This window comes from Pseudomonas quebecensis, assembly GCF_026410085.1.
Lineage (GTDB): Bacteria > Pseudomonadota > Gammaproteobacteria > Pseudomonadales > Pseudomonadaceae > Aquipseudomonas > Aquipseudomonas quebecensis.
In genome coordinates this window covers 1,164,953-1,184,940 of sequence record NZ_CP112866.1, presented here as the reverse complement: position 1 = coordinate 1,184,940, position 19,988 = coordinate 1,164,953, and the positions used below count along the sequence as shown (strand labels likewise).

Annotated in this window: 22 protein-coding genes; 4 read left to right on the top strand and 18 right to left on the bottom strand. The window is 62.0% G+C overall.

Annotation, left to right across the window (positions count from 1 at the left end; all coding sequences use genetic code 11):
* Positions 1 to 129: 129 nt before the first annotated feature.
* Positions 130 to 1,023 carry an AraC family transcriptional regulator gene (locus OSC50_RS05640; RefSeq protein WP_181081710.1) on the bottom strand — a complete coding sequence of 298 codons (894 nt, stop codon included), beginning with the start codon at positions 1,021 to 1,023 and terminating at the stop codon, positions 130 to 132.
* Between the two features lie 222 nt (positions 1,024 to 1,245).
* Between OSC50_RS05640 and OSC50_RS05635 the strand changes: the two genes are divergently transcribed.
* Complete coding sequence (locus tag OSC50_RS05635) at positions 1,246 to 2,298, top strand: NAD(P)-dependent alcohol dehydrogenase (protein WP_266246378.1); 1,053 nt, start codon at positions 1,246 to 1,248, stop codon at positions 2,296 to 2,298.
* Here the strand turns inward: OSC50_RS05635 and OSC50_RS05630 are convergent, their stop codons facing one another.
* The 6 genes from OSC50_RS05630 to OSC50_RS05605 form a co-directional block, all read right to left on the bottom strand.
* Positions 2,299 to 3,102 (bottom strand): IclR family transcriptional regulator, encoded by an 804-nt coding sequence (locus OSC50_RS05630; protein ID WP_181081712.1) that lies wholly within the window; start codon positions 3,100 to 3,102, stop codon positions 2,299 to 2,301.
* Positions 3,103 to 3,460: 358 nt separating this feature from the next.
* Complete coding sequence (gene araH / locus OSC50_RS05625) at positions 3,461 to 4,429, bottom strand: L-arabinose ABC transporter permease AraH (protein WP_181081933.1); 969 nt, start codon at positions 4,427 to 4,429, stop codon at positions 3,461 to 3,463.
* A 9-nt stretch (positions 4,430 to 4,438) separates the two neighbouring features.
* Positions 4,439 to 5,941, bottom strand: a complete 1,503-nt coding sequence (gene araG, locus OSC50_RS05620; RefSeq protein WP_266246381.1) for an L-arabinose ABC transporter ATP-binding protein AraG — start codon at positions 5,939 to 5,941, stop codon at positions 4,439 to 4,441.
* Complete coding sequence (locus OSC50_RS05615; RefSeq protein WP_266246383.1) at positions 5,938 to 6,927, bottom strand: substrate-binding domain-containing protein; 990 nt, start codon at positions 6,925 to 6,927, stop codon at positions 5,938 to 5,940. Before OSC50_RS05615 ends, araG begins: the two co-directional genes overlap by 4 nt.
* A 38-nt stretch (positions 6,928 to 6,965) precedes the next feature.
* On the bottom strand, positions 6,966 to 7,787 hold the full coding sequence (locus OSC50_RS05610; protein WP_253508977.1) for an SDR family oxidoreductase: 822 nt from the start codon (positions 7,785 to 7,787) through the stop codon (positions 6,966 to 6,968).
* Between the two features lie 169 nt (positions 7,788 to 7,956).
* Positions 7,957 to 8,436 carry a GNAT family N-acetyltransferase gene (locus tag OSC50_RS05605; protein WP_181081151.1) on the bottom strand — a complete coding sequence of 160 codons (480 nt, stop codon included), beginning with the start codon at positions 8,434 to 8,436 and terminating at the stop codon, positions 7,957 to 7,959.
* A gap of 219 nt (positions 8,437 to 8,655) precedes the next feature.
* Between OSC50_RS05605 and OSC50_RS05600 the strand changes: the two genes are divergently transcribed.
* From OSC50_RS05600 to OSC50_RS05590, 3 genes are read left to right on the top strand one after another with little or no spacing between them, the layout of a single operon-like run.
* Entirely contained in the window at positions 8,656 to 8,988 is a 333-nt protein-coding gene (locus OSC50_RS05600) for a hypothetical protein (protein WP_253508979.1), read from the top strand.
* A 51-nt stretch (positions 8,989 to 9,039) separates the two neighbouring features.
* Entirely contained in the window at positions 9,040 to 9,306 is a 267-nt protein-coding gene (locus OSC50_RS05595; protein WP_181081153.1) for a hypothetical protein, read from the top strand.
* A 50-nt stretch (positions 9,307 to 9,356) separates the two neighbouring features.
* Entirely contained in the window at positions 9,357 to 9,737 is a 381-nt protein-coding gene (locus tag OSC50_RS05590) for a Rho termination factor N-terminal domain-containing protein (protein WP_253508981.1), read from the top strand.
* 61 nt (positions 9,738 to 9,798) lie between these two features.
* Here OSC50_RS05590 and OSC50_RS05585 read toward each other — a convergent pair whose 3' ends face one another.
* The 11 genes from OSC50_RS05585 to tmk all read right to left on the bottom strand — a co-directional run bounded on the left by OSC50_RS05585 (position 9,799) and on the right by tmk (position 19,970).
* Positions 9,799 to 10,716, bottom strand: coding sequence for a PfkB family carbohydrate kinase (locus tag OSC50_RS05585; protein ID WP_253508983.1), 918 nt, complete (start codon positions 10,714 to 10,716; stop codon positions 9,799 to 9,801).
* On the bottom strand, positions 10,709 to 12,175 hold the full coding sequence (locus OSC50_RS05580; RefSeq protein ID WP_181081156.1) for a purine-cytosine permease family protein: 1,467 nt from the start codon (positions 12,173 to 12,175) through the stop codon (positions 10,709 to 10,711). Before OSC50_RS05580 ends, OSC50_RS05585 begins: the two co-directional genes overlap by 8 nt.
* Positions 12,176 to 12,248: 73 nt before the next feature.
* Positions 12,249 to 13,262, bottom strand: coding sequence for an ADP-ribosylglycohydrolase family protein (locus OSC50_RS05575; protein ID WP_253508985.1), 1,014 nt, complete (start codon positions 13,260 to 13,262; stop codon positions 12,249 to 12,251).
* Complete coding sequence (locus OSC50_RS05570; RefSeq protein ID WP_181081158.1) at positions 13,259 to 13,972, bottom strand: GntR family transcriptional regulator; 714 nt, start codon at positions 13,970 to 13,972, stop codon at positions 13,259 to 13,261. The genes OSC50_RS05575 and OSC50_RS05570 overlap by 4 nt, the downstream gene beginning before the upstream one ends.
* A gap of 70 nt (positions 13,973 to 14,042) precedes the next feature.
* Positions 14,043 to 14,603 carry a DUF1285 domain-containing protein gene (locus OSC50_RS05565; protein WP_181081159.1) on the bottom strand — a complete coding sequence of 187 codons (561 nt, stop codon included), beginning with the start codon at positions 14,601 to 14,603 and terminating at the stop codon, positions 14,043 to 14,045.
* A 22-nt stretch (positions 14,604 to 14,625) separates the two neighbouring features.
* Positions 14,626 to 15,231 (bottom strand): DUF4823 domain-containing protein, encoded by a 606-nt coding sequence (locus tag OSC50_RS05560; RefSeq protein ID WP_181081160.1) that lies wholly within the window; start codon positions 15,229 to 15,231, stop codon positions 14,626 to 14,628.
* 81 nt (positions 15,232 to 15,312) lie between these two features.
* Entirely contained in the window at positions 15,313 to 16,281 is a 969-nt protein-coding gene (locus OSC50_RS05555) for a GTP 3',8-cyclase MoaA (RefSeq protein ID WP_266246389.1), read from the bottom strand.
* A 111-nt stretch (positions 16,282 to 16,392) separates the two neighbouring features.
* Positions 16,393 to 17,061: a TetR/AcrR family transcriptional regulator gene (locus OSC50_RS05550; RefSeq protein WP_181081162.1), complete on the bottom strand. Its 669-nt coding sequence runs from the start codon at positions 17,059 to 17,061 to the stop codon at positions 16,393 to 16,395.
* A gap of 442 nt (positions 17,062 to 17,503) precedes the next feature.
* Complete coding sequence (locus OSC50_RS05545) at positions 17,504 to 18,289, bottom strand: TatD family hydrolase (protein ID WP_266246391.1); 786 nt, start codon at positions 18,287 to 18,289, stop codon at positions 17,504 to 17,506.
* A gap of 66 nt (positions 18,290 to 18,355) precedes the next feature.
* Positions 18,356 to 19,345 carry a DNA polymerase III subunit delta' gene (locus OSC50_RS05540; protein ID WP_266246393.1) on the bottom strand — a complete coding sequence of 330 codons (990 nt, stop codon included), beginning with the start codon at positions 19,343 to 19,345 and terminating at the stop codon, positions 18,356 to 18,358.
* Positions 19,338 to 19,970: a dTMP kinase gene (gene tmk / locus OSC50_RS05535; protein ID WP_266246395.1), complete on the bottom strand. Its 633-nt coding sequence runs from the start codon at positions 19,968 to 19,970 to the stop codon at positions 19,338 to 19,340. The genes OSC50_RS05540 and tmk overlap by 8 nt, the downstream gene beginning before the upstream one ends.
* Positions 19,971 to 19,988 lie beyond the last annotated feature (18 nt).

The window sequence follows — 19,988 nt, the reverse complement described above, 5'->3', positions numbered from 1 at the left end:
ATAGTTAACATCAATCCAATGTGGCAGGGGCTTGCCCCCGATATCGGTGGTGAGTTGCAGAAATGCTGACTTCACACCGCCATCGGAGGCCCCTTCGCACCTTGGGATTTGTGTCTTCGCCTGGACTCCCTACGCCGCTCGTTCTTCACCCGGATTGCGCAAAAAGTAGCGCTTATATTCCCGACTGAACTGCGACGTACTCTGATACCCCACGCTGTGTGCCGCCTGCGCCACGCCCATGCCGTCCACCAGCAGCAATTGCTGGGCCTTGAGCAGGCGCAGCCGTTTGAGGTACTGCACCGGCGACAACAACGTGCAACGCTTGAAATGCTCGTGAAAGGTCGACGCGCTCATATGTGCATAGCCGGCCAGGGTCTCGATATTCAGCGGCTCGGCGTAATGGGCATGCAGGTGATTCAACGAGGTGGCGATGCGTGAGAATTGCCCCTGTTGCTCCACCAGCGCGCGCAGCACATCGGCCTGGGGCCCGCGCAAGGCGGTAAACAGCAATTCGCGCACCCGCGATGGGCCGATGATCCGGCTTTCCAGCGGATCGTGCAGGCACTGCAACAGCCGCTCGACGCAGCCGCGCATCGCTTCGTCGAGCACCACCGAACTCATCGATGCCAACGTCTGCGCAGCGGGCGGCGGACCGGCCTGAATACCCATGGCCATGACCAGCTCGCCAAGCACCACGCGGTCGATCGCCACCGTCACGCCCAACAGCGGTGCACCAGGCGCCATGGCGAAAGTCTCGCACTCGAACGGCACCGGCATCGCCTGGATCAGATAGTGCCCGGCACCATACTCCAGCGTGCGCGGTCCCAGGTACGCGACCTTACTGCCCTGAGCCACGAACATCAGGCTCGGCTCATAGATCTGCGGGCCGCGTGCCACATCACAACTGGCACGCAAAACCTGTACGCCAGGCAAGTGGGTCGGGGAGAAACCGTCACGGGTCGTGAGGCCCTCGATCAAGGAAACCAGCGTGGCGTTGGCGTCGAGATGGCGGGTCAATAGCATAAAAGCAGTTCTCGGGAGTTTTCAGATCTGAGCGTCAGCAAGCTTCAAGCCTCAAGCTGCAAGAGAGCGCGCAGTTTATAGCTTGCGGCTTGCAGCTTGCTGCTTTTAGCTGCTCCCCCGGAGCTTTAGGCATAAGACTCGGAGCAATCGCCATGGCCGCCAACCAAGTCGATGGGGACAATGGCCCGCCTCACTTGCCATTGCTTTTGCGAGGTTCTCCCCATGTACACCGCCATCGGTTACGCCGCCCAGTCGGCTACCACTCCCCTCGCCCCCATGAGCTTCCAACGTCGCAGCCCACGGGCCGACGACGTGGCCATCGAGATTCTGTACTGCGGCGTCTGCCACTCCGACATCCACCAGGCACGCAACGAGTGGGGCATCGCCGTCTACCCGCTGATGCCCGGCCATGAGATCGTCGGCAAAGTCACCGCCGTGGGCGCCAGCGTCACCGCGCACAAAGTCGGCGACCTGGTGGGCGTGGGCTGCATGGTCGATTCGTGCCGCCAGTGCCAGGCCTGCCAGGCGGACCTGGAGCAATACTGCCTCGAAGGCCCGACCATGACCTACGCCACCCCCGACCGCGTGGACGGCAGCAACACCATGGGCGGCTACTCCGACAGCATCGTGGTCAGCGAGCATTTTGTGGTGAAGATCCCGGCCAAGCTCGACCTGGCCAGCGCTGCGCCGATCCTGTGCGCGGGCATCACCACCTACTCGCCGCTCAAGCACTACGGCGTGAAGGCCGGCGACAAGGTCGGGATTCTCGGCATGGGCGGCCTGGGCCACATGGGTATCAAGTTCGCCAAGGCCATGGGCGCCGAAGTGACGCTGTTCACCCGCTCCGCGAGCAAGGCCGAAGAAGGCCGCCGCCAGGGCGCCGATCATGTGATCGTGTCCACCGATGCCGAGCAAATGAAAGCCGCCGCCGGGCAGTTCGACTTCCTGTTGGACACCATTCCGGTGCAGCACGACCTGAACCCCTACCTCGATACCCTGCGCTTTGACGGCGTGCATATCCTGGTGGGCCTGATCGAGCCAGTGGACCCGCCCGTCAACGCCGCCAAGCTGGTGCTGGGCCGTAAAGTGCTGGCCGGCTCGTTGATCGGGGGTATTGCCGAAACCCAGGAAGTCCTGGATTTCTGTGCCGAGCATGACATCACCTGCGATATCGAAATGCTCGACATCCGCCAGATCAACGAGGCTTATACCCGCATGATCGCCGGCGATGTGAAGTACCGCTTTGTCATCGACATGGCGACCCTCAAGGTCTGATCAGGCCTTGGCGCCCAACTCCGCCGACAGCCGCGCTGCGACCTGTTTGATCACAGGGATCAGCTCGGCCATTTTTTCCAGCGGCATGTAGGGCACGGTACTGGCGATGCTGATGCCGGCGACGATCCGCCGGCTGGCATCGCGCACCGGTGCAGCCACGCAACGGATCGACGGTTCGTTGTCTTCCAAGTCGAAGGCATAACCACCCGCTACGTACTCGTGCATGCGTTGCTCGAACTGCGCCCAGGATTGCTCCGGATGATGGGGCCACTGCAGATTCTTCCCGCCTGCCGGCAAGCTGGCGTCGTACAGGCGTTGCCACTCCTGTACCGAGTCATCCAGCAACATCGCCTTGCCCACCCCGGTACGCGCCAACGGCATGCGGTGGCCGACCCGCGAGCGCATTTCCGGCCCGTAGCGGCCTGGGTTCTTGTGCAGGTAAAGCACGTCGTCGTGTTCACGGATGGCCAGGTGGATGGTGTCGCCGGTCAGCGCCGAGAGCTCGTCCAGATAGGGCACTGCCAGGGTGACCAGCGGCAACTCTTCGCGTGCCTGGAACCCCAATTCGATCAACTTGGGGCCCAGCAGATAACCGACTTGCGGCACCACACGCAGGTAACGCTCGTCCACCAGGCAACTGGCCAGGCGGTGAGTGGTGCTGCGGGTGGTGCCGATGCGCCTGGCGATCTCTTTCAGATCCCGCGCACCCGCCGCCACCGCTTGCACCACCCCCAGGCCACGCAACAGGGTCTGGGTGCCGGTGGGAGCGGCGTCTTTGGCGGGGGTGTGGGCGTTTTCCTGCATATCGGGCCTATTGGGAAGTACGAAAACGGGCGCCATTATGGCAAATACCCGAGGGCAACACAGTGCGGATATCTATGTGGCGGGGGGCTTTACCCGATGGCTGTGGGTCAGTTTGAACATCCGGGTCTGACACATCGCTATCGGGGGCAAGCCCCCTCCCACCTTTTGATTTCACATGACCAGGGCTCAGCTTTGTTTCATGGACTCAATCACCGCTGCCAGCAACAACATCGAACCGCCTTACTGTGGGAGGGGGCTTGCCCCCGATTACGGAGTCTCAGGCTGCAATTTTTGCTTCTGATACACCGCTATCGGGGGCAAGCCCCCCTCCCACATTCAGTCCTCACATGGCCTGGAGTCAGCGTTGTTTCATGCGGTCGATGACCACGGCCAGCAGCAGGATCGAACCTCGAATCACATATTGGTAGAAGGTGTCGATGTTCTTCAGGTTCATCGCGTTCTCGATGATCGCCAGGATCAGCACGCCCGCGATCACATGGCGGATCATGCCGATGCCGCCGCTCAGCGACACGCCGCCCAGTACGCAGGCGGAGATCACGGTCAGTTCAAAACCCTGGCCGATCATCGGTTGGCCCGAGGTCATGCGTGAGGCGAGGATCACGCCGGCGAGTGCGCCGATCAGGCCGTGCACGGCGAAGATCAGGATTTTGGTGCGGTCCACGTTCACGCCCGCCAGCAGCGCCGCTTCCGGGTTGCCGCCGATGGCCATGGTGTTGCGCCCGTAGGTGGTGTAGTTGAGCAGCCAGCCGAAAAACAGGAAGCACACCAGGGTGATCAGAATCGGCACCGGCACGCCGAACAGCTGGCCGTTGCCGAAGATGAAGAACTGCTCCTGGGACACGCCCACGGCCTTGCCGTCGGCAAATATGTAGGCCAGGCCGCGCACGATCTGCATGGTCGCCAACGTGGTGATCAGCGCGTTGACCCGCAGTTTGGCGATCACGATGCCATTGATCAGCCCGACGACCAGGCCCATCAGCAATGCTGCGCCAATGCCCAGCATCACGCTGTCGGTATCGCGCATGACGATGGCCGCGACCACGCCGGCACAGGCGATCACCGAGCCCACCGACAGGTCAAAATGCCCCGACGCCAGGCAGAACAGCATGGTGCACGCGGCGATGCCCACGGTCGACACCGCCAGGCCCAGGCCACGCATGTTCAGCGGCGAGAGGAAGTTGTCGATCAGCAAGGCGCACAGCACGAAGATGCCGATGGCCGCCAGCAGCATCGCCCAGTTGTCGAGCAAGGCGCGCATGTCCAGGGGTTTGCGTGCGCGGGGCAGCGCGTTGTTTTGAGTGGTCATGGTCTTCTCTCAGTTCGTCACGCGGCGCGGCAAGGCCAGCTGCAGCAGGTTGGATTCAGTGGCGTGTTCGCGCAGTTGTTCGCCGCGCAGGGCGCCTTCGCACAGCACCAGGATGCGGTCGGAAATGCCCATGACTTCCATCAGGTCGCTGGACACCACAATCACCGCAATGCCCTGGGCCGCGAGGTTATGGATGATCTGGTAGATCTCGGCCTTGGCGCCGATATCGATGCCCCGCGTCGGCTCGTCGAGCAGCAGCACTTTCATCGGCATCGACAGCCAGCGGCCCAAAATGGCCTTCTGCTGGTTGCCGCCGGAGAGGTACAGGATCTTTTGCGCGGCGTTCGGGGTTTTGACTTTCATCGCCTGGATCTGCTGCGCGGCGTTGCCCTTCTCCCAGCCCTCGCGCAGCAGCCAGCCGAAGCGCGAGTGGGCGCCACGGGCACTGATGTTGATGTTCTCGGCCACGCTGGACAGCGGGATGATGCCTTCCTTCTTGCGGTCTTCGGGGCACAGCAGCACCCCGGCGGCGATGGCGTCGCGCGGCGAACGCAGTTGCAATGGCTCACCACAGAGCTCAAGGCTGCCGGCGCGGGCACGCTCCAGGCCGCTGAGCAGACGGAACAGCTCGGTACGCCCTGCCCCGACCAGGCCGAACAAGCCGAGGATTTCGCCTTTGCGCACCTGGAAACTCACCGGCTCGCGCAAGCCTGGCCCAAGCAGACCGTCGACCTTGAGCGCCACCTCGCCCTGCTCGCGCGGGCGGTAGTCGTAGATGTCCTGAATGTCGCGACCGACCATGCAGGTCACCAACTGGTCGTGGGTCAGTGCGCTCATGTCCTCGAACGTGCGCACGTAGCGGCCGTCCTTGAACACCGTGACCGCGTCGCAGATGCGGAACACTTCTTCCATGCGATGCGACACGTAGAGCACCACTTTGCCCTCGTCGCGCAGGCGCGTGATGATCGCCATCAAGCGGTCGATCTCCCGCGCCGACAGGCTGCTGGTCGGCTCGTCGAAGGCGATCACATGGGCGCCACGGGACAACGCCTTGGCGATTTCCACCAATTGGCGCTGGCCCAGGGACAAGCGCCCCAGCTTCTGGTCCGGGTCGATCTCATCGGCCAGGCCCTTGAGGCACGCCAGGGCCTGCTTGCGCAGCAGGCCACGGTTGACCACGCCCCAGCGCGTGGGCAAATGGCCGAGGAACAGATTCTCGGCCACGCTCATTTCCGGCACCAGATGCAGCTCCTGGTGAATCACCGCCACGCCGCTGGCGATGCTGTCGGCGGCGCATTTGAAGGCCATGGTCTGCGCGCCGATCTGCACCGTGCCGCTGCTCGGGATATAGGCCCCGCCGAGGATCTTCAGCAGCGTCGACTTGCCCGCGCCGTTTTCGCCCATCAAGGCGTGTACCTGCCCCGGGTGGGCGGTGAAGCAGATACCGTCCAGCGCCTTGACGCCGGGGAAGGTTTTGCCGATACCGTCGAAGCGCAAAGCCGCAGCGGTCATTTCCACAGCCCGATCTTGGTCAGTTCTTCCTGGAAGTTGGCGCGGGTGATCAGGGTGACTTCATCCATGGCGGTGTACTTGGCCGGTTCCTTACCGGTGGTGACCCACTCGTACATCGCCAACGCGGTGTTGTAACCCTCGATATGCGGGCTTGGCAGCATCGAGCCGAAGAAGCCGCTGTTCGGTTTTTTCAGCTCGCCGATGGCGTCGGTGCCGTTGATGCCGATACCGATCACATTAGCCGCCTTGAAACCGGCCGCCTCGGTGGCGCGTACGCCGCCGAGCACGGTGTTGTCGTTCATGCCGCCGATGATCAGGTTTTTCGCCGCGCCGGGCAGTTTGACCAGGGCCGAGTTGGTGGCGTCCATGCTGCCGGGGACGTCGAGGGTTTTCAGCGGTGCGGTGAGGATATGGTCTGCAGGGATGCCGGCTTTTTTCAGCGAATCAATCGAACCGTCGGTGCGTTTCTTGCCGGTATCGAGTTCGTTGTAGGTGGTAATCACCGCGTAAGTTTCTTTCCAGTCCCAGCCGCGTTTTTTCGCTTCATCCGCCATGGCCGCGCCCTGCTTCTGGCCCACTTCAAAGGCCGCCATACCCAGGTACGGCACGTCTTCCATGAACTTGCCCTTGGCATCGACAAAACGGTCGTCCACCGCCATGACTTTCAGGTCGTTGACTTTGGCCTTAGCCACGATAGCCGGGCCGAGGGACACATCCGGCGGGCAGATCACAAAACCCTTGGCGCCGTTGGCGGCCAGGCTGTCGATGGCCGAGAGGGTTTTTTCGCCGTCGGGCACGGCGATCTTGATCACGGTAAAGCCATGCTCCTTGCCGGCTTTTTCGGCGAAGGCCCACTCGGTCTGGAACCAGGGTTCTTCGGCCTGTTTGACCAGAAAACCGATTTTGACGGGATCGGCGGCCAGGGCGAAGGAACTGAGGCCGCTGAGCGCAACGGCGGTAGCAAGCACACGTAAGGCTTTTTTCATGAACGGCACCTCTTGTTGTTATGGGAGAGCAGCGGGTTTTAGTCGTGGTACATCACAGACCGCCCGCCATCGATCATCAGGCAGGTGGCATTGATAAAAGGCGCTTCGTCGGTGGCCAGGAACAGCGCCGTCATCGCCACCTCAACCGGCTGGCCGATGCGCTTGGGTGGGTGCAGGTCGAAGGCGCGCTGACGCTCGGCGTGGGGGTCGGGGAAACCGTTCCAGTAGTCCACATTGAGTTGGGTTTCGATATAACCCGGCGCGATGGCATTTACGCGGATGCCTTTGGGCGCGTATTCGATGCCCAGGGCACGGGTCAGGCCGAGCAGGCCATGCTTGGCGACCGGGTACGGGAAGCAACCGGGAATGATGTGACTGGAATGGGTGGAAGCGATATTGATGATGTTGCCGATGCCCTGCTCGATCATGTGCGGCAGCACCGTGCGGCAGCCGAACCAGGCTCCGTCGAGGTCGATGGCGAAGCAGCGGCGCCAGTCTTCGTCGGTCATCTCCAATGGGTCACGGAACACATTGACGCCGGCGCAGTTGACCAACACATCCACGCGCCCGAAACGCTCGATGGCCAGGCTGACCAGCGCCTGCCACTGCTCCTTCACGGTGATATCGATAGGCAGCGCATGGATCCGGGCGCCACGTTCGCGCCAGCGGGCGGCTACGGCTTGGACTTTCTCACCCTGGATATCGCCGATCACCAACTGCGCCTGCTGGGCCTGGAAACACGCGACGATTGCCTCGCCAATGCCTTGGGCGGCACCGGTGATAATCACCACCTTGCCTTTGAGACGCTCGCCGTAGGTAGGCTCGGGCACCACGGGTAAGGACAACGGTTGTGCCTGCATCGCTTCACCTGTTTTATTTTTGGTAGTGAGTGCTGATGCCGCCGACTATAAACCCAGACCCTGAAACATCTCAATATATAAATTTGCATCCCATAATGTGAGAGAAGATATAAAAAAACCGGCATTAAGATGCCGGTTTATTGAGCAATCGCTACGGCGGCTTTCAGCCTCAGCCCAAGGCAAAGTCGCGCAACGCGTCGCCTTCCATGCGATAACGCACCCACTCTTCTTGGGGCTGGGCGCCGATGGACTTATAGAAAGCAATCGCCGGCTCGTTCCAGTCCAGCACGCTCCACTCGAAACGACCACAGCCGTTGTCGAAGGCGATCTTGGCCAAGTGGCGCAACAGCTTCTTGCCTGCCCCGCCGCCGCGTTGTTCCGGGTTGATGTAGAGGTCTTCGAGGTACAGGCAGTTGCTGCCCAGCCAGGTGGAGTAGCTGAAAAAGAATACCGCGAAGCCGATCGGCACACCGTCTCGCGAGCAGATCAGGCCATGGGCAGTCGCACCTTCGCCAAACAGGCTGCGCTGGATATCCGCCACGCTGGCGATCACTTCATGCCGGGCCTTTTCGTACTCGGCGAGCTCGGTGATGAAAGTCAGGATCTGCGCAGCGTCACTGGGCACGGCGGGACGAATCTCGATGGTCATGGGCGAGCCTTGGCAATGTGAAAGGCCACATATCAAGACGCTTCGATGAGCGATTGCAGCGCAATTTTATGCGCTGCGGGGTGCCGTCGTAGTGGCCGGGTGCGCTGTCACACAAATTCTTACAGGCGACTTGATACCGTTCGTCGCCCTTAAGGCACGATCAATAAACACCGGCTGACCAATAGAGGGTAAGGACATTAATCATATGGAGACACCCTCATGAACCATTCCAAATGTGCTGCCCTCGCCCTCGCCGGCCTGCTGTCCGCGGTTTCCCTGAGCAGCTTCGCGGCGACTTCGTCCACCGGCCCGACCAACCCGGACGCCACCACCGAATCGCAGAAATCCATGGGCACGGGCCTGGACGCCAATGGCGGCGCGGTGATCGATAACACCAACGCCGCCGACCCGCACACCCAAGGCCACGACACCCAGCGCCAGGCACCGGCTGCGGTAGGCAATGGCAAGATGGGTCCATCGGTGAACGAGCCGAAGATCAACAAAGGCGACGACTCGAACCTGCCGGGCGCGCCTAAACAACCGACACCTTGATCCATCGCACGCCAGCCGAACACCCGATCATTTCCCCATGAAGAGGTACGCATGAACGTCGATAAGAACCTTGAAAAAGAAGTCCTCACCCGCCTGCTGCACGCCCATCCCCACGGTTTGGGCAAGGAAGTGCTGGACAACTACCGCGGCGAAAAAGAGGTCGCCAGTGCCTTGGCGTTTCTCCAGGACCGTGGATTGATCAAGGATGGTCATGTGACCACCGACGCTGCCGGTGAATATGCGTTGAACCTGCCGATCAAGCTGACCGCGTCGGGTGTCGATGAAGCGCGCAAGCTGGAAAGCGCAGACGCTCAGTAATTCGTTTTGTCTGGTCTGGCCCTGGCGACAGGGCCAGTAGGAGTATCGCAATGCCTCTTGGAAGCAAAGCCAAATACACCGCCGCACAGAAGCGCAAAGCCGCCCGTATCGAGCACAGTTACGAGGATAAAGGCGTGCCAAAGGCCGAAGCCGAAGCGCGCGCCTGGGCCACGGTCAACAAGCAATCCGGTGGTGGCGAAAAAGCCGGCGGTTCCGGCCAGCGCAAGGCCCCGGCGAAGAAAGCCGAGGATCGTCAGGCATCGGCCAAACGCGCTGCCGCCAGCCGCGAGGGACATCCGCGCAACAGCCGTGCGGCGTTAAGCGCCCAGACCAAGCAAAGCTTGCTCAAAGAAGCTCGGGCGAAGGATATCCCCGGGCGTTCGAGCATGCGCAAGGACGAATTGATCGAGGCGTTGAAGAAGGCGGGTTAGCCCTGCTCTGACGCCAATGTCACCGATGTGAGGGCGCGCACGTCCTCACATCGGTGGCGTGTTATCCGTTGAGGAAAGCGTCGACTTCGCCAGCGCCCGGCGATGTGGCCGGGCCCCGACGGGTCACCGCCAATGCCGCTGCGGCATTGGCACGGCGCGCCGATTCCACCGGCGTGAGGCCTTGGGCAAGGCCGGCCATCATTACCCCTGCGTGCGCATCCCCGGCGCCGTTGCTGTCCACTGCCCGTACCTTGAAACCCGGCACGTGGTCGATGTGGGCGCCCCTCCCTACCCAGCAGCCATTCGGCCCGTCGCGCACCACCAGCAGCGCGTCGGCGGGCAGGTGCCGAGCGAGCGCGGACAGGGCATGCGCGATGTCCACCGCGCCGGTGAATGCCAGCGCCTCGGGAGCGTTACTGGTCCAGATATCGATGCGCGGCAGCAATGCACGCATCAGGGCCGAATCAGGCGCTTTGACCAAAGGCCCCGGATCGAACACCACCACAATGGCGCGCGGCAGCGCCAGCACCCAGTCAATCAGCGGTTGCGCCTTGCCTTCCAACAACAGGCTGTAGCCGCTCACATAGACATAATCACCTGCATGCGGCGCCACGCTGGCGAGGTCCTCGGCACTGAGGTCACCCTCGGCGCCGAGGCGAGAAATGAAGGTTCGCTCCGTGGACGCTTCGGTCAGGGCAACGCACAAGCCGGTGTCCTTGCCAGTGGTGGGCGCAAGGGCTATCTCGATGCCGTCCGCCTGCATTGCCGCGCGGGCCAGGTCGCCGAAACGCCCGGTACCATGGCGCCCCAGGTACACCACCGGCATCCCGTTGCGGCGTGCGGCGGCCATCACGTTGAAGCCCCCGCCGGTTTCGAAGCTGGCCGATTGCGCCAGCACGTCGCCACCGGATTCGGGCAACGCATCGAGGGCCATGACCAGGTCGACAATAACCTGACCGGTGTGCAGCAACCTAGACATGCGCGCCCTCGACCAGCGCCGGACGGCGATCGGAGGCGCCACCTAGTACGGCATAAAGCCCACCCGCAACCAGGAACGTTACGATCCAGCCCAGGCCGTTGTGGCCCAGCCAGGAATCAGACAATGGTCCGGCAAACCAGATGTTGTCGGCGGTGGTGCCAATGGTGGTGAAGCTGAAACCCAACACGATCGCCACGGCCCAGGCGCCGAACGCGCGCCATTCCACGCCGCCGCGATACCAATAGGCGCTGCTGGGGCTGACGTCCAGCAAATCCTTGGCGCTGTAGTAGTGACGGTGAATCAGATCGACCACGAAGATCCCGACCCACGCGGTAATCGGCACCGCCAGCAGCGAAATGAAGGTGATGAACGGGCCATAGAAACTGTCGGCGATCAGCATGAAGTAAATCGAACCGGCGAAAATCGCCACGATATCGACGATCACCGCATGCACGCGCTTGACCTTCAGGCCGAGCGTCAAGGTAGTGAGGCCGGCCGAATACACCGACAGGTTGTTTGACAGCAACAGCCCGCCGAACGCGGTGATCAGGTACGGCACGGCCATCCAGGTGGGCAGCATGTCGCGGATCGCGATGATCGGGTCCGTGGCCGCCGCCAGGTCATTGTTGCCCACCGACAGCAGACCGCCGAGGGTGATCAACAGTACCAGCGGGATACCCGCGCCAAATGCGGCGGACGCCACCAGTCGTGCGGCCTTGACGCTGCGGTGCTGGTAGCGCGACATATCGGCACCGGCATTGGCCCAGCCGATACCGGTACCGGCGGCCATGGTGCCGATGCCGATGATCATCGCGCTCAGCGGAGCCGGGGCGGCGTTGAAGACGGCACTCCAGTCGATGGTGGCGCAGAGAAAACCGCCCACCAGGATGTTCAGCGCACCGAACACATAGGTGGCCCACTTCTGGATCACCAGCAAGGTGGCGTGGCCCAGGCCGGAGACGGCCAGGGTCAGCAGCACGAAGATGCCGATAAAGATCAGGGTCAGCACCGGCGCGCTTTTAGCTTCGACCGCCGAGCCGAACAGAATCGAACACAGCGACAGCAGCACAAACGCGGCGGTGGTGGTGTTGACGGTTTCCCAGCCCAGGCGCGACATCAGCGAGACCAGCGTCGGACCGATATTGCCGCGCACGCCGAAAATGGCTCGGGACAGTGTCAGGCTGGGCGCGCGGCCCCGTCGGCCGGCGATGGAAATGATGCCCACCACGGCAAAGGAACCGGCGGCGCCGAGGATTGCCACGATCACTGCCTGCCAGATCGCCAGGCCGCGAAACGCCACCAACGTGGCGCCCAGCGGCAAACCGAGGATGCTGATATTGGCGGCGAACCATACCCAGAACAGTTGCAGCGGGTGGCCGTTGCACTCCCCTTCCGGGACGGGCTCGATACCGCGTGTTTCCAATTGCCCGGCGCCTTGGCCGGAAGTCATGCTGCCCATCGTGGTGCTCCTGATGCCTGTAGTTGTTATGTGATGGCAAATGGTTAAAGGGTTAACCCGTCATCCTGACTGTTCAATCATGTGCTTGACGCAAGGCCAGCAGCCCCTGGACCAAGGGCTGCAGATCCAGGCGATTGACCCGCCTGATCTGCTCGATCATCGCCGACGGCCAGCACGGCATGCCCAGGCAAGCGCCGAGCATGGCGCCGAGCATGGCCGCGATGGTGTCGGTGTCCCCACCGAGGCTGGCGGCCAGGCACAGGGCATCCAGCGCCGTCAGCTCGCCCACCGCCACTTGCTGCGCAAGGGCAAACGACACCACCACCGACTCCTGGGAGGCGACGGAAGTGCCGATCAACTCGTACAGCAAGTCGGCGAACAGCGCCGTGTCGCCACTGCCGACGCTCAGGGTACGCGCCCAACTGATGCGGGTGGAAATCCGCCCGCCGGCAATCCAATGCCCGTGGGTTTCAGCCTGCTGGGCCATTTGAGTGCCGATGTTCAAGGCTTCGCCCAGGTCCGCACCGTTGATGCCGGCCGAGACCACCGCCGCCACCGCCGCCGCGCTGGAAATCCCCAAGGTGGTGTTATGGGTGACCTGGCACGCCTGGATCACCGCCTGGATAAACCGCGCCGAGTCGTTGACGTCGGCGGCAATGCCCACGGGCGTAATGCGCATGGCGGCACCGTTGGTGGTGCCATAGCGCCCGGACTCTTCCGGGGTATGGCCGGCGAGGATCATGTCGATGGCGCGCTTGGTGGAAGGGCCGAGCAAATCCTGGGAGCCCTTGGCGCGCATGCTCGCTTCCCATTCGATCAGCCGATGTGCGAGCACCGAGGGTTGGATCGTGCCCTGCCCCTGCACCAGCAGCTCGCCCACGAGGATGGCTTGTTCGGTGTCATCGGTGATGGAGCCGGCCGGCATGTTGGGGGCGATGGGCTGGTCGGCGTGGGCGTCGACCAGCGTGGTGATAGCGCCGAAACGCGCGCGAACCTGTTCACGGCTCAGAGACTGGGTGGGCATGCCCAGGGCATCGCCCAGGGCCAGGCCGTAGAAGGCGCCGAGGGCGCGGTCGTGCGGAGTCATTTGGCGGTTCCGAATTGCAGGTGCAGGCGAAAGTGCACAGGGTCTAGAAGGCTTTCGACGTACTCCATGAAACGCCCACGGCGGTCATAGGTGGTGCGTGACGCCTTCAGAAACACTGTGCCGGCCGTACGCCCGAGCAACTCGGCGTCCGCAGCGCTCAGAGGCTCGGCACCGATCCACTGATCGCCGTCGGCGCCGATATAGCCGTAGGCCGCGAGGGTGATGGTCAGGGAATTGTCGATCAAGCCCACGCGGGGCAGGCTTTCCAGACTCCCGGAGGCCGGCATCAACGAGCGCTCCAAGGACACGGCAGTGCCGTCGGTAGTGCGCCGGCGGCGGTCGAGGGCGATGAATTGGTCGCTGCCGAAGCGGCTGCGCAGGTCCTCTCGCGTCACAGCTTCCAGGCGCAGCACCTCGGTGTTCACCAGTGCGCCCGTGTCGGCCAGGGCCTGGGCCCAGCCATTGGCTTGATCGAGCACCATGCCATCGAAGGTGACGATGGAGCCGACCCCGCTTTGGGTGGCGATGTAATTGCGCCGCTTGAGTTCGGCCAGTGCCTCGCGCAACGTGCCTCGGCTGACCGCAAACTCTTCGGCCAACTGGTGCTCGCCTGGCAGCAGGAAACCGTCGGCCATCACCCCGCCTTCGATACGGCGAATGAGTTCGTCGACGACGCGTTTTTTCTTATCAAATCGGACATGTCTAATCATGTACAAATTGATAACCGAAAGCCCCCATCAGCGGCAAGCGAATTATGTCAGGGCCGCGTAAAAACTGAACTCACGGCTCCAGGCCAATCACAAAGAACGCTCCGCCGCTCCAGACCCCAAGCCAGTTTTGCCCATTGATCGGACGGCTCACCGCCAGTTCTACCAACTGGTAGAACACATTGCGATGCACCAGCGCTTCGAGGTTGTTGCGTACGCAAAGATAAGGCGACGGCTCGTCGGTAACCGGATCAATCACCACCCGCAGCGGATGTTCAGGGCCAGCCTCGATCTGCTCGTCGACGTTAGTGGTGAAGCGCAATTGCTGACGTTCACCCTCGCCTTCGACCTCGAGCGTCACCGCAACGAAGGGTGCATCGTCGACCACGATCCCGACTTTTTCCACCGGCGTGATCAGGAAATAATCATCACCGTCGCGGCGAATGATGTTGGAGAACAGCTTGACCATCGGCTTGCGCCCGATCGGCGTGCCCTGGTAATACCACGTACCGTCCCGAGCGATACGCATGTCGATATTGCCGCAGAAATCCGGGTTCCACAGATGCACCGGCGCCGGGCCCTTGCCTTTTGGCAGTTGGGCCAAGAGATCATTGGTTTTGGCGGAATCGGTCATGGGTTCTCCCTGGTTGACGAACCTACTGATCACTCATGCCCAGCAGGCCGCGTGCGTACTGCGCCAGTGGGCGGGCAATCAGGTCTTGTGGCTTGTTGTCGTGGAATGTCAGTAAACCGCCACGACTGCGAATGCGTGCAGTATCAATCAAATACTGGGTGCTGGTCTCGATCAACATGATCTGGATGACACCGCTGTCCACGCCAACGCGGTCAAGCGCCTCCTGATCGGCCCATTCATCGGCGTTGCCGATACGGTCGTCGGCCTTGGCGAAGCGGCAATACAACAGGTAATGGGCGCCCGCCGCACGGGCTTCCGCCATGGCTTGCTCGAGGCCTTCGGGTTGGCGCGCGCGACGTACCATGGGGAAGTACTCGACGAAACCGTTGAAGGCTTCCTCGGCCACCACGTTCGGACGTGGATAGGCACTGCCGGGCGGTACGAAGGCCCCCTGGGCGATGAAGATGAACGAATCGGGCTGCACGCGAATCGACGCGGTGCGGCGGGTATCGCTGTGGTCCAGCAAACCGGCGTCACTCATCTGATAGCGGGTGCCTTCGGCCATATCGCTGACGGTCATGCAGCCACTCAGCGTCAACGACGCCAGCAATAACACCAGACTACGCATCCTAATCCTCCAGAAGCCGGTGACGGAAAACCGGCGAATGGGCACGAGATGCAGGTTCTGGGCCAGGGGAGCCGCTCGGCGTCAGCCGCCAATAATCTTCATGACGGTTGCACCGCCGGAGAAGGCCACTTCCTGTTTGTCGCCCAGAGCCTTCATCAACAGGCCCTGCAGCGCAGGCAGCGCCTGGTGGCGAGGCTTGTCGAGCAAGTCGCCGACGTAATGGCGGTTGCTCGACGACAGGCAGCCATGCAACCAGCCGGTGGATGACAGACGCAGCCGCGAACAGGTACGACAGAATGGCACGCTCTCGTTGGCAATCACGCCGAAATGGCCTTTGCCAGGCACTTCGTAGCGTACCGCGGTAGCATCCACGGGGGCGTTGGCCTGCAGGTATTCGTGGTGCTCGCCGATCAGGCTGAGCAATTGTTGCAGACTGACGAATTGCTGCAGGAATGCGTTCGAATCCTTGGCCAGATGGCCCATGCGCATCAGTTCGATAAAGCGCAGTTCGTAGCCGCGTTCCAGGCAATAGTCGAGCAGCGGCATGACCTGGTCCAGGTTCTGGCCGCGCAGGGGCACCATGTTGACTTTGATCTTGAGCCCGGCGGCACGCGCCTGGTCCATGCCATCCAGCACGGTCGCCAGGTCGCCGCCACGGGCGATGCTGCGAAACGCCCCGGCGTCCAGCGTATCGAGGGAAACGTTGATGCGACGGATGCCGGCGTCCACCAACAGCGGCAATTTGCGCGCCAGCAACTGACCATTGGTGGTCAAGCTGATATCACTGAGCCCCATCCCGCCCACAGCGCCCAGAAAAGCCTCCAGTTTGGGGCTCACCAGCGGCTCACCGCCGGTGATGCGCAGGCGCTCGATACCCGCCGCTTCAATCAGATACGCCACACCACGCGCCATGGCCTGAGCCGAGAGTTCGTCCTGGGCAGCCACCAGCCGCTTGCCGTCAGGCACGCAGTAGGTACACGCATAATTGCAGGCTGAGGTCAGGCTGATTCGCAGATTGCGAAAACGCCTGCCTTGACGATCAACGATCATGGATCACTCCGGCAGCGGTTAATTCGGGCGCGCTAAAAACTGACCTATAAATCAGCTTTTAGCAAGGTCCTTGCCTGAGTATATTCCTGGGTTACTGCACCTGGCAGCAAATCATTGCGTGGCGGGCGTTTCGGCGGGAGCCGCTTCCAGCGCAGGCTCACTGCTGTGCTTGCGCTTATTGCCCATGCGCACGCCAATGTCCATCAGGAACTGGAAGAAACCTTCCTGATCTTCCAGCACATTGCTCCAGAACGGCGAGTGATACAGCGCGACCGCACCGTGCACCAGCGCCCAGGCGGCGCAGTAGTGGAAATACGGCGGCACATCTTCAAGCTTGCCTTCGCTGATACGGCCCTTGATCAACAGGGTCAGTCGTTCGAAGTTGGACGCGCGAATCTTGTGCAGCTCTTCAACCATCTCCGGGACTTGATGGCCTTTCACCACTTTCTCTTCCAGACGATCGAACAGGCGATAGCGCTGCGGGTCACGCATGCGGAACTCGAAATAGGCGCGGGACAGGGCTTCCTTATCCTTGTCCACGTCTGCCGAATGCAGCAGCTCATTCAAATCGCGCTCATAGTCGAGCATCAGGCGCAGATAGATCTCGGCCTTGGATTTGAAGTGCTTATAGATAGTGCCTTTGCCGATACCTACGGCATCCGCAATCATCTCGACGGTGACGCTGTCTTCACCCTGTTCGAGAAACAATTTGAGCGCGGTGTCGAGAATTTCCTGCTCACGGCGGCGAAACTCACGGACCTTACGGGGTTCTTTGTGCATGAGGAAGAGGTCTGCAGAGGTCGGTAGAGGGAGGGTTGCGCAAGGCCACGGACACGTGACGATACGATTTACCCGATGCGAGGGATTATCCCGACTGAACGGTCGTTGGGCAACGCCTATATGAACCGACCCGGCACTTTAATGACAACACGCCAACGAATAGGCGCCGATCAGTCAGAAATAATACGCAACATCCACTGTTGCCCACCGCTCAATGAGAACTCAACTGAAGCGCACGTATTCCAAATCTGTTTAAAAAACGACCAGCCGCCACTGGACTGAATGGGATACTGATCAATACTTCAACTGTCGGCGTGACATCTCCCCCAAGTGAAGCGCCGACCTGGGTACCGACGGACTGAGTGCCCTTGTTTTACTCCTAATGGTCTTAGCCCGGATTCACCCCCCAGAACCCGGGTTTTTTTTGCCTGCGATTTGGCCTTCAACCCGCTACGTGAGCCAATGGGAACAAGCGCTTGAAATTCTCGGTGGTCTGCTCGGCGAACCGCTCGTAGGGCTCCCCGCGCAACATCGCCAGGTACTCCGCTACGTCGCGCACATACTCCGGCAGGTTGGGCTTGCCGCGATGAGGGATGGGCGCCAGGTAGGGCGAGTCGGTCTCCACCAGCAAGCGGTCGGCCGGCACTTGCCGCGCCACGTCGCGCAGCGCATCGGCATTGCGGAAAGTAACGATCCCCGACAACGAGATGTAGAAGCCCAGGTCCAGGGCAGCCCTGGCCATGTCCCAGTCCTCGGTGAAGCAGTGCAGCACGCCGCCCTGGGGCAACGCGGCTTCGCGCAGCAGGGCCAGGGTGTCGGCACGCGCGCCGCGGGTGTGGACGATCACTGGCTTGCCGGTTTGGCGGGCAGCCTGCAGGTGCAAACGAAAGGAAGCCTGCTGCAACTCGGCGGCTTCGGGCTCGTAATGGTAGTCCAGGCCGGTTTCACCGATGGCCACGACGCGCGGGTGATTGAGTTCCGCCAGCAGCCACTCAAGCGCCGGCGCTTCGCCGGGTTTGAGGTCCAGCGGGTGGATACCCACCGAACAATCCACATCGGCATAGCGATCGGCGAGGGCTTTGACGTCGGTGGCGTTTTCAGCACTGACGCCGATGCACAGGAAATGCCCGACCCCGCGCTGGCGTGCCGCTTCGAGTGCGGCGTCAAGGGAGCCTGCGTGCTGGGCAAGGTCAAGACGGTCAAGGTGGCAATGGGAATCTACGAGCATAAGAAGGTACGACTTGAAATCACGGTAAATGTCCGGCCAACGATACACCCGTCGGCCATCGAGGGATTAACGGCGCCCGAGCAGGCCAACCCATTGCACCAGCAGCGCTTCAAGCAGTAGCACACGGTTGAGGTTGGCCTTGCCAAGGACTTTCTGGCGTTGGGCAAGGATCCAGTCCTGGATGTTCAGCACCTTGTCCTGAGGGCTTTTCTGCGCAAGGTACTGCACCACTTTGCGCATGTCCGGCAAGCCAAGACCGTTTTCGTCCTGGGTTAACTGATAACGCAGGATCAGGCTCGACCAGTCGCAGAACCAGTCGAACAGTAGCAGTAAGGGGATGTCCTTCCAGGCCGTTTCGGCCAACTGCGTAGCGGACAATTCCTGTTTGAGCAACTTCTTCACGCCCTCCACTACCAGGGCTCGCTGTTCGCGCACGCCCTGGGCCTGCAGCTTGACGGCAGCCAATGGCGAGCCTGCGGCCAGGGTCAATAACTCCCCACGTTCCTCAGCAGAGCAATCCGGCAGAGCCTGTCCCAGCCACTGCAGGCTCATGGCCTCGCTCGGCAGGGGGCACGCCTGCTGCACGCAACGGCTGCGAATGGTCGGTAGCAAACGGCTGGACTGATGGCTGACCAGCAACAACACGGTATCGCCGGAAGGTTCTTCAAGACTTTTAAGCAAGGCGTTGGCGGCGTTGATGTTCATCGCCTCCACCGGCTCGATCAATACCACTTTGCGCCCGCCCATCTGCGCGGTCTGCACCACAAAACTGACCAGATCACGCACCTGGTCGACCTTGATCGCCTTGTCGGCCTCTTCGGGTTCGAGCAGGTAATTGTCCGGGTGGCTGCCTGCCTTGAGCAGCATGCAGGATTTGCATTCACCGCAGGCCTGCAGATTAACCGGCCGCTGGCACAGCAGGCTGGCCATGAGGCGCTCGGCCAGATGGCGCTTACCGATCCCCGCCGGGCCATGCAACAAGTACGCATGGGCGTGCTGGGCACGACCGGCCAATTGCTGCCAGAGGCCGTCCTGCCACGGATAGGCTTCAGCCACGGGCACGCTCCAAGAGCGTCGGCAACAGTATGTCGATGGCGCGCTGCACATGGCTCAACGGTTGCGCCGCATCCAGCAGGTGATAGCGCGCGGGTTCGGCTGCGGCCCGCGTGAGGAAGGCGCTGCGCACGGCGTCGAAAAACGCCTGGCCCTCCTGCTCGAAACGGTCCAGGCGACCTCGGGCACTGGCGCGGGCCATGCCCACTTCCACCGGCAGATCGAACAGCAGGGTCAGGTCAGGACGCAGTTGGCCCTGCACGAACGCTTCCAGCGTAGCGATACGTTCCAGGCACAGGCCACGGCCACCGCCCTGGTACGCGTAGGTGGAATCGGTAAAACGGTCGCAGATCACTACGGCACCACGCGCCAGGGCCGGGCGGATGACCTCGGCCAGATGCTGGGCACGGGCAGCGAACACCAGCAGCAACTCGGTGTCCGGGTTCATCTGTTCTTCGCCCGGAGCCAGCAACACTTCACGGATGCGCTCGGCCAGCGGGGTTCCGCCCGGCTCACGAGTCAACACCACCTCGATACCCTCTGCACGCAAGCGCTCTGCCAGGTAATCGCGATTGGTGCTTTTGCCGGCGCCTTCCGGGCCTTCCAGGGTAATAAACAAGCCAGTCACAGGCGGTCCTTAGTCAGA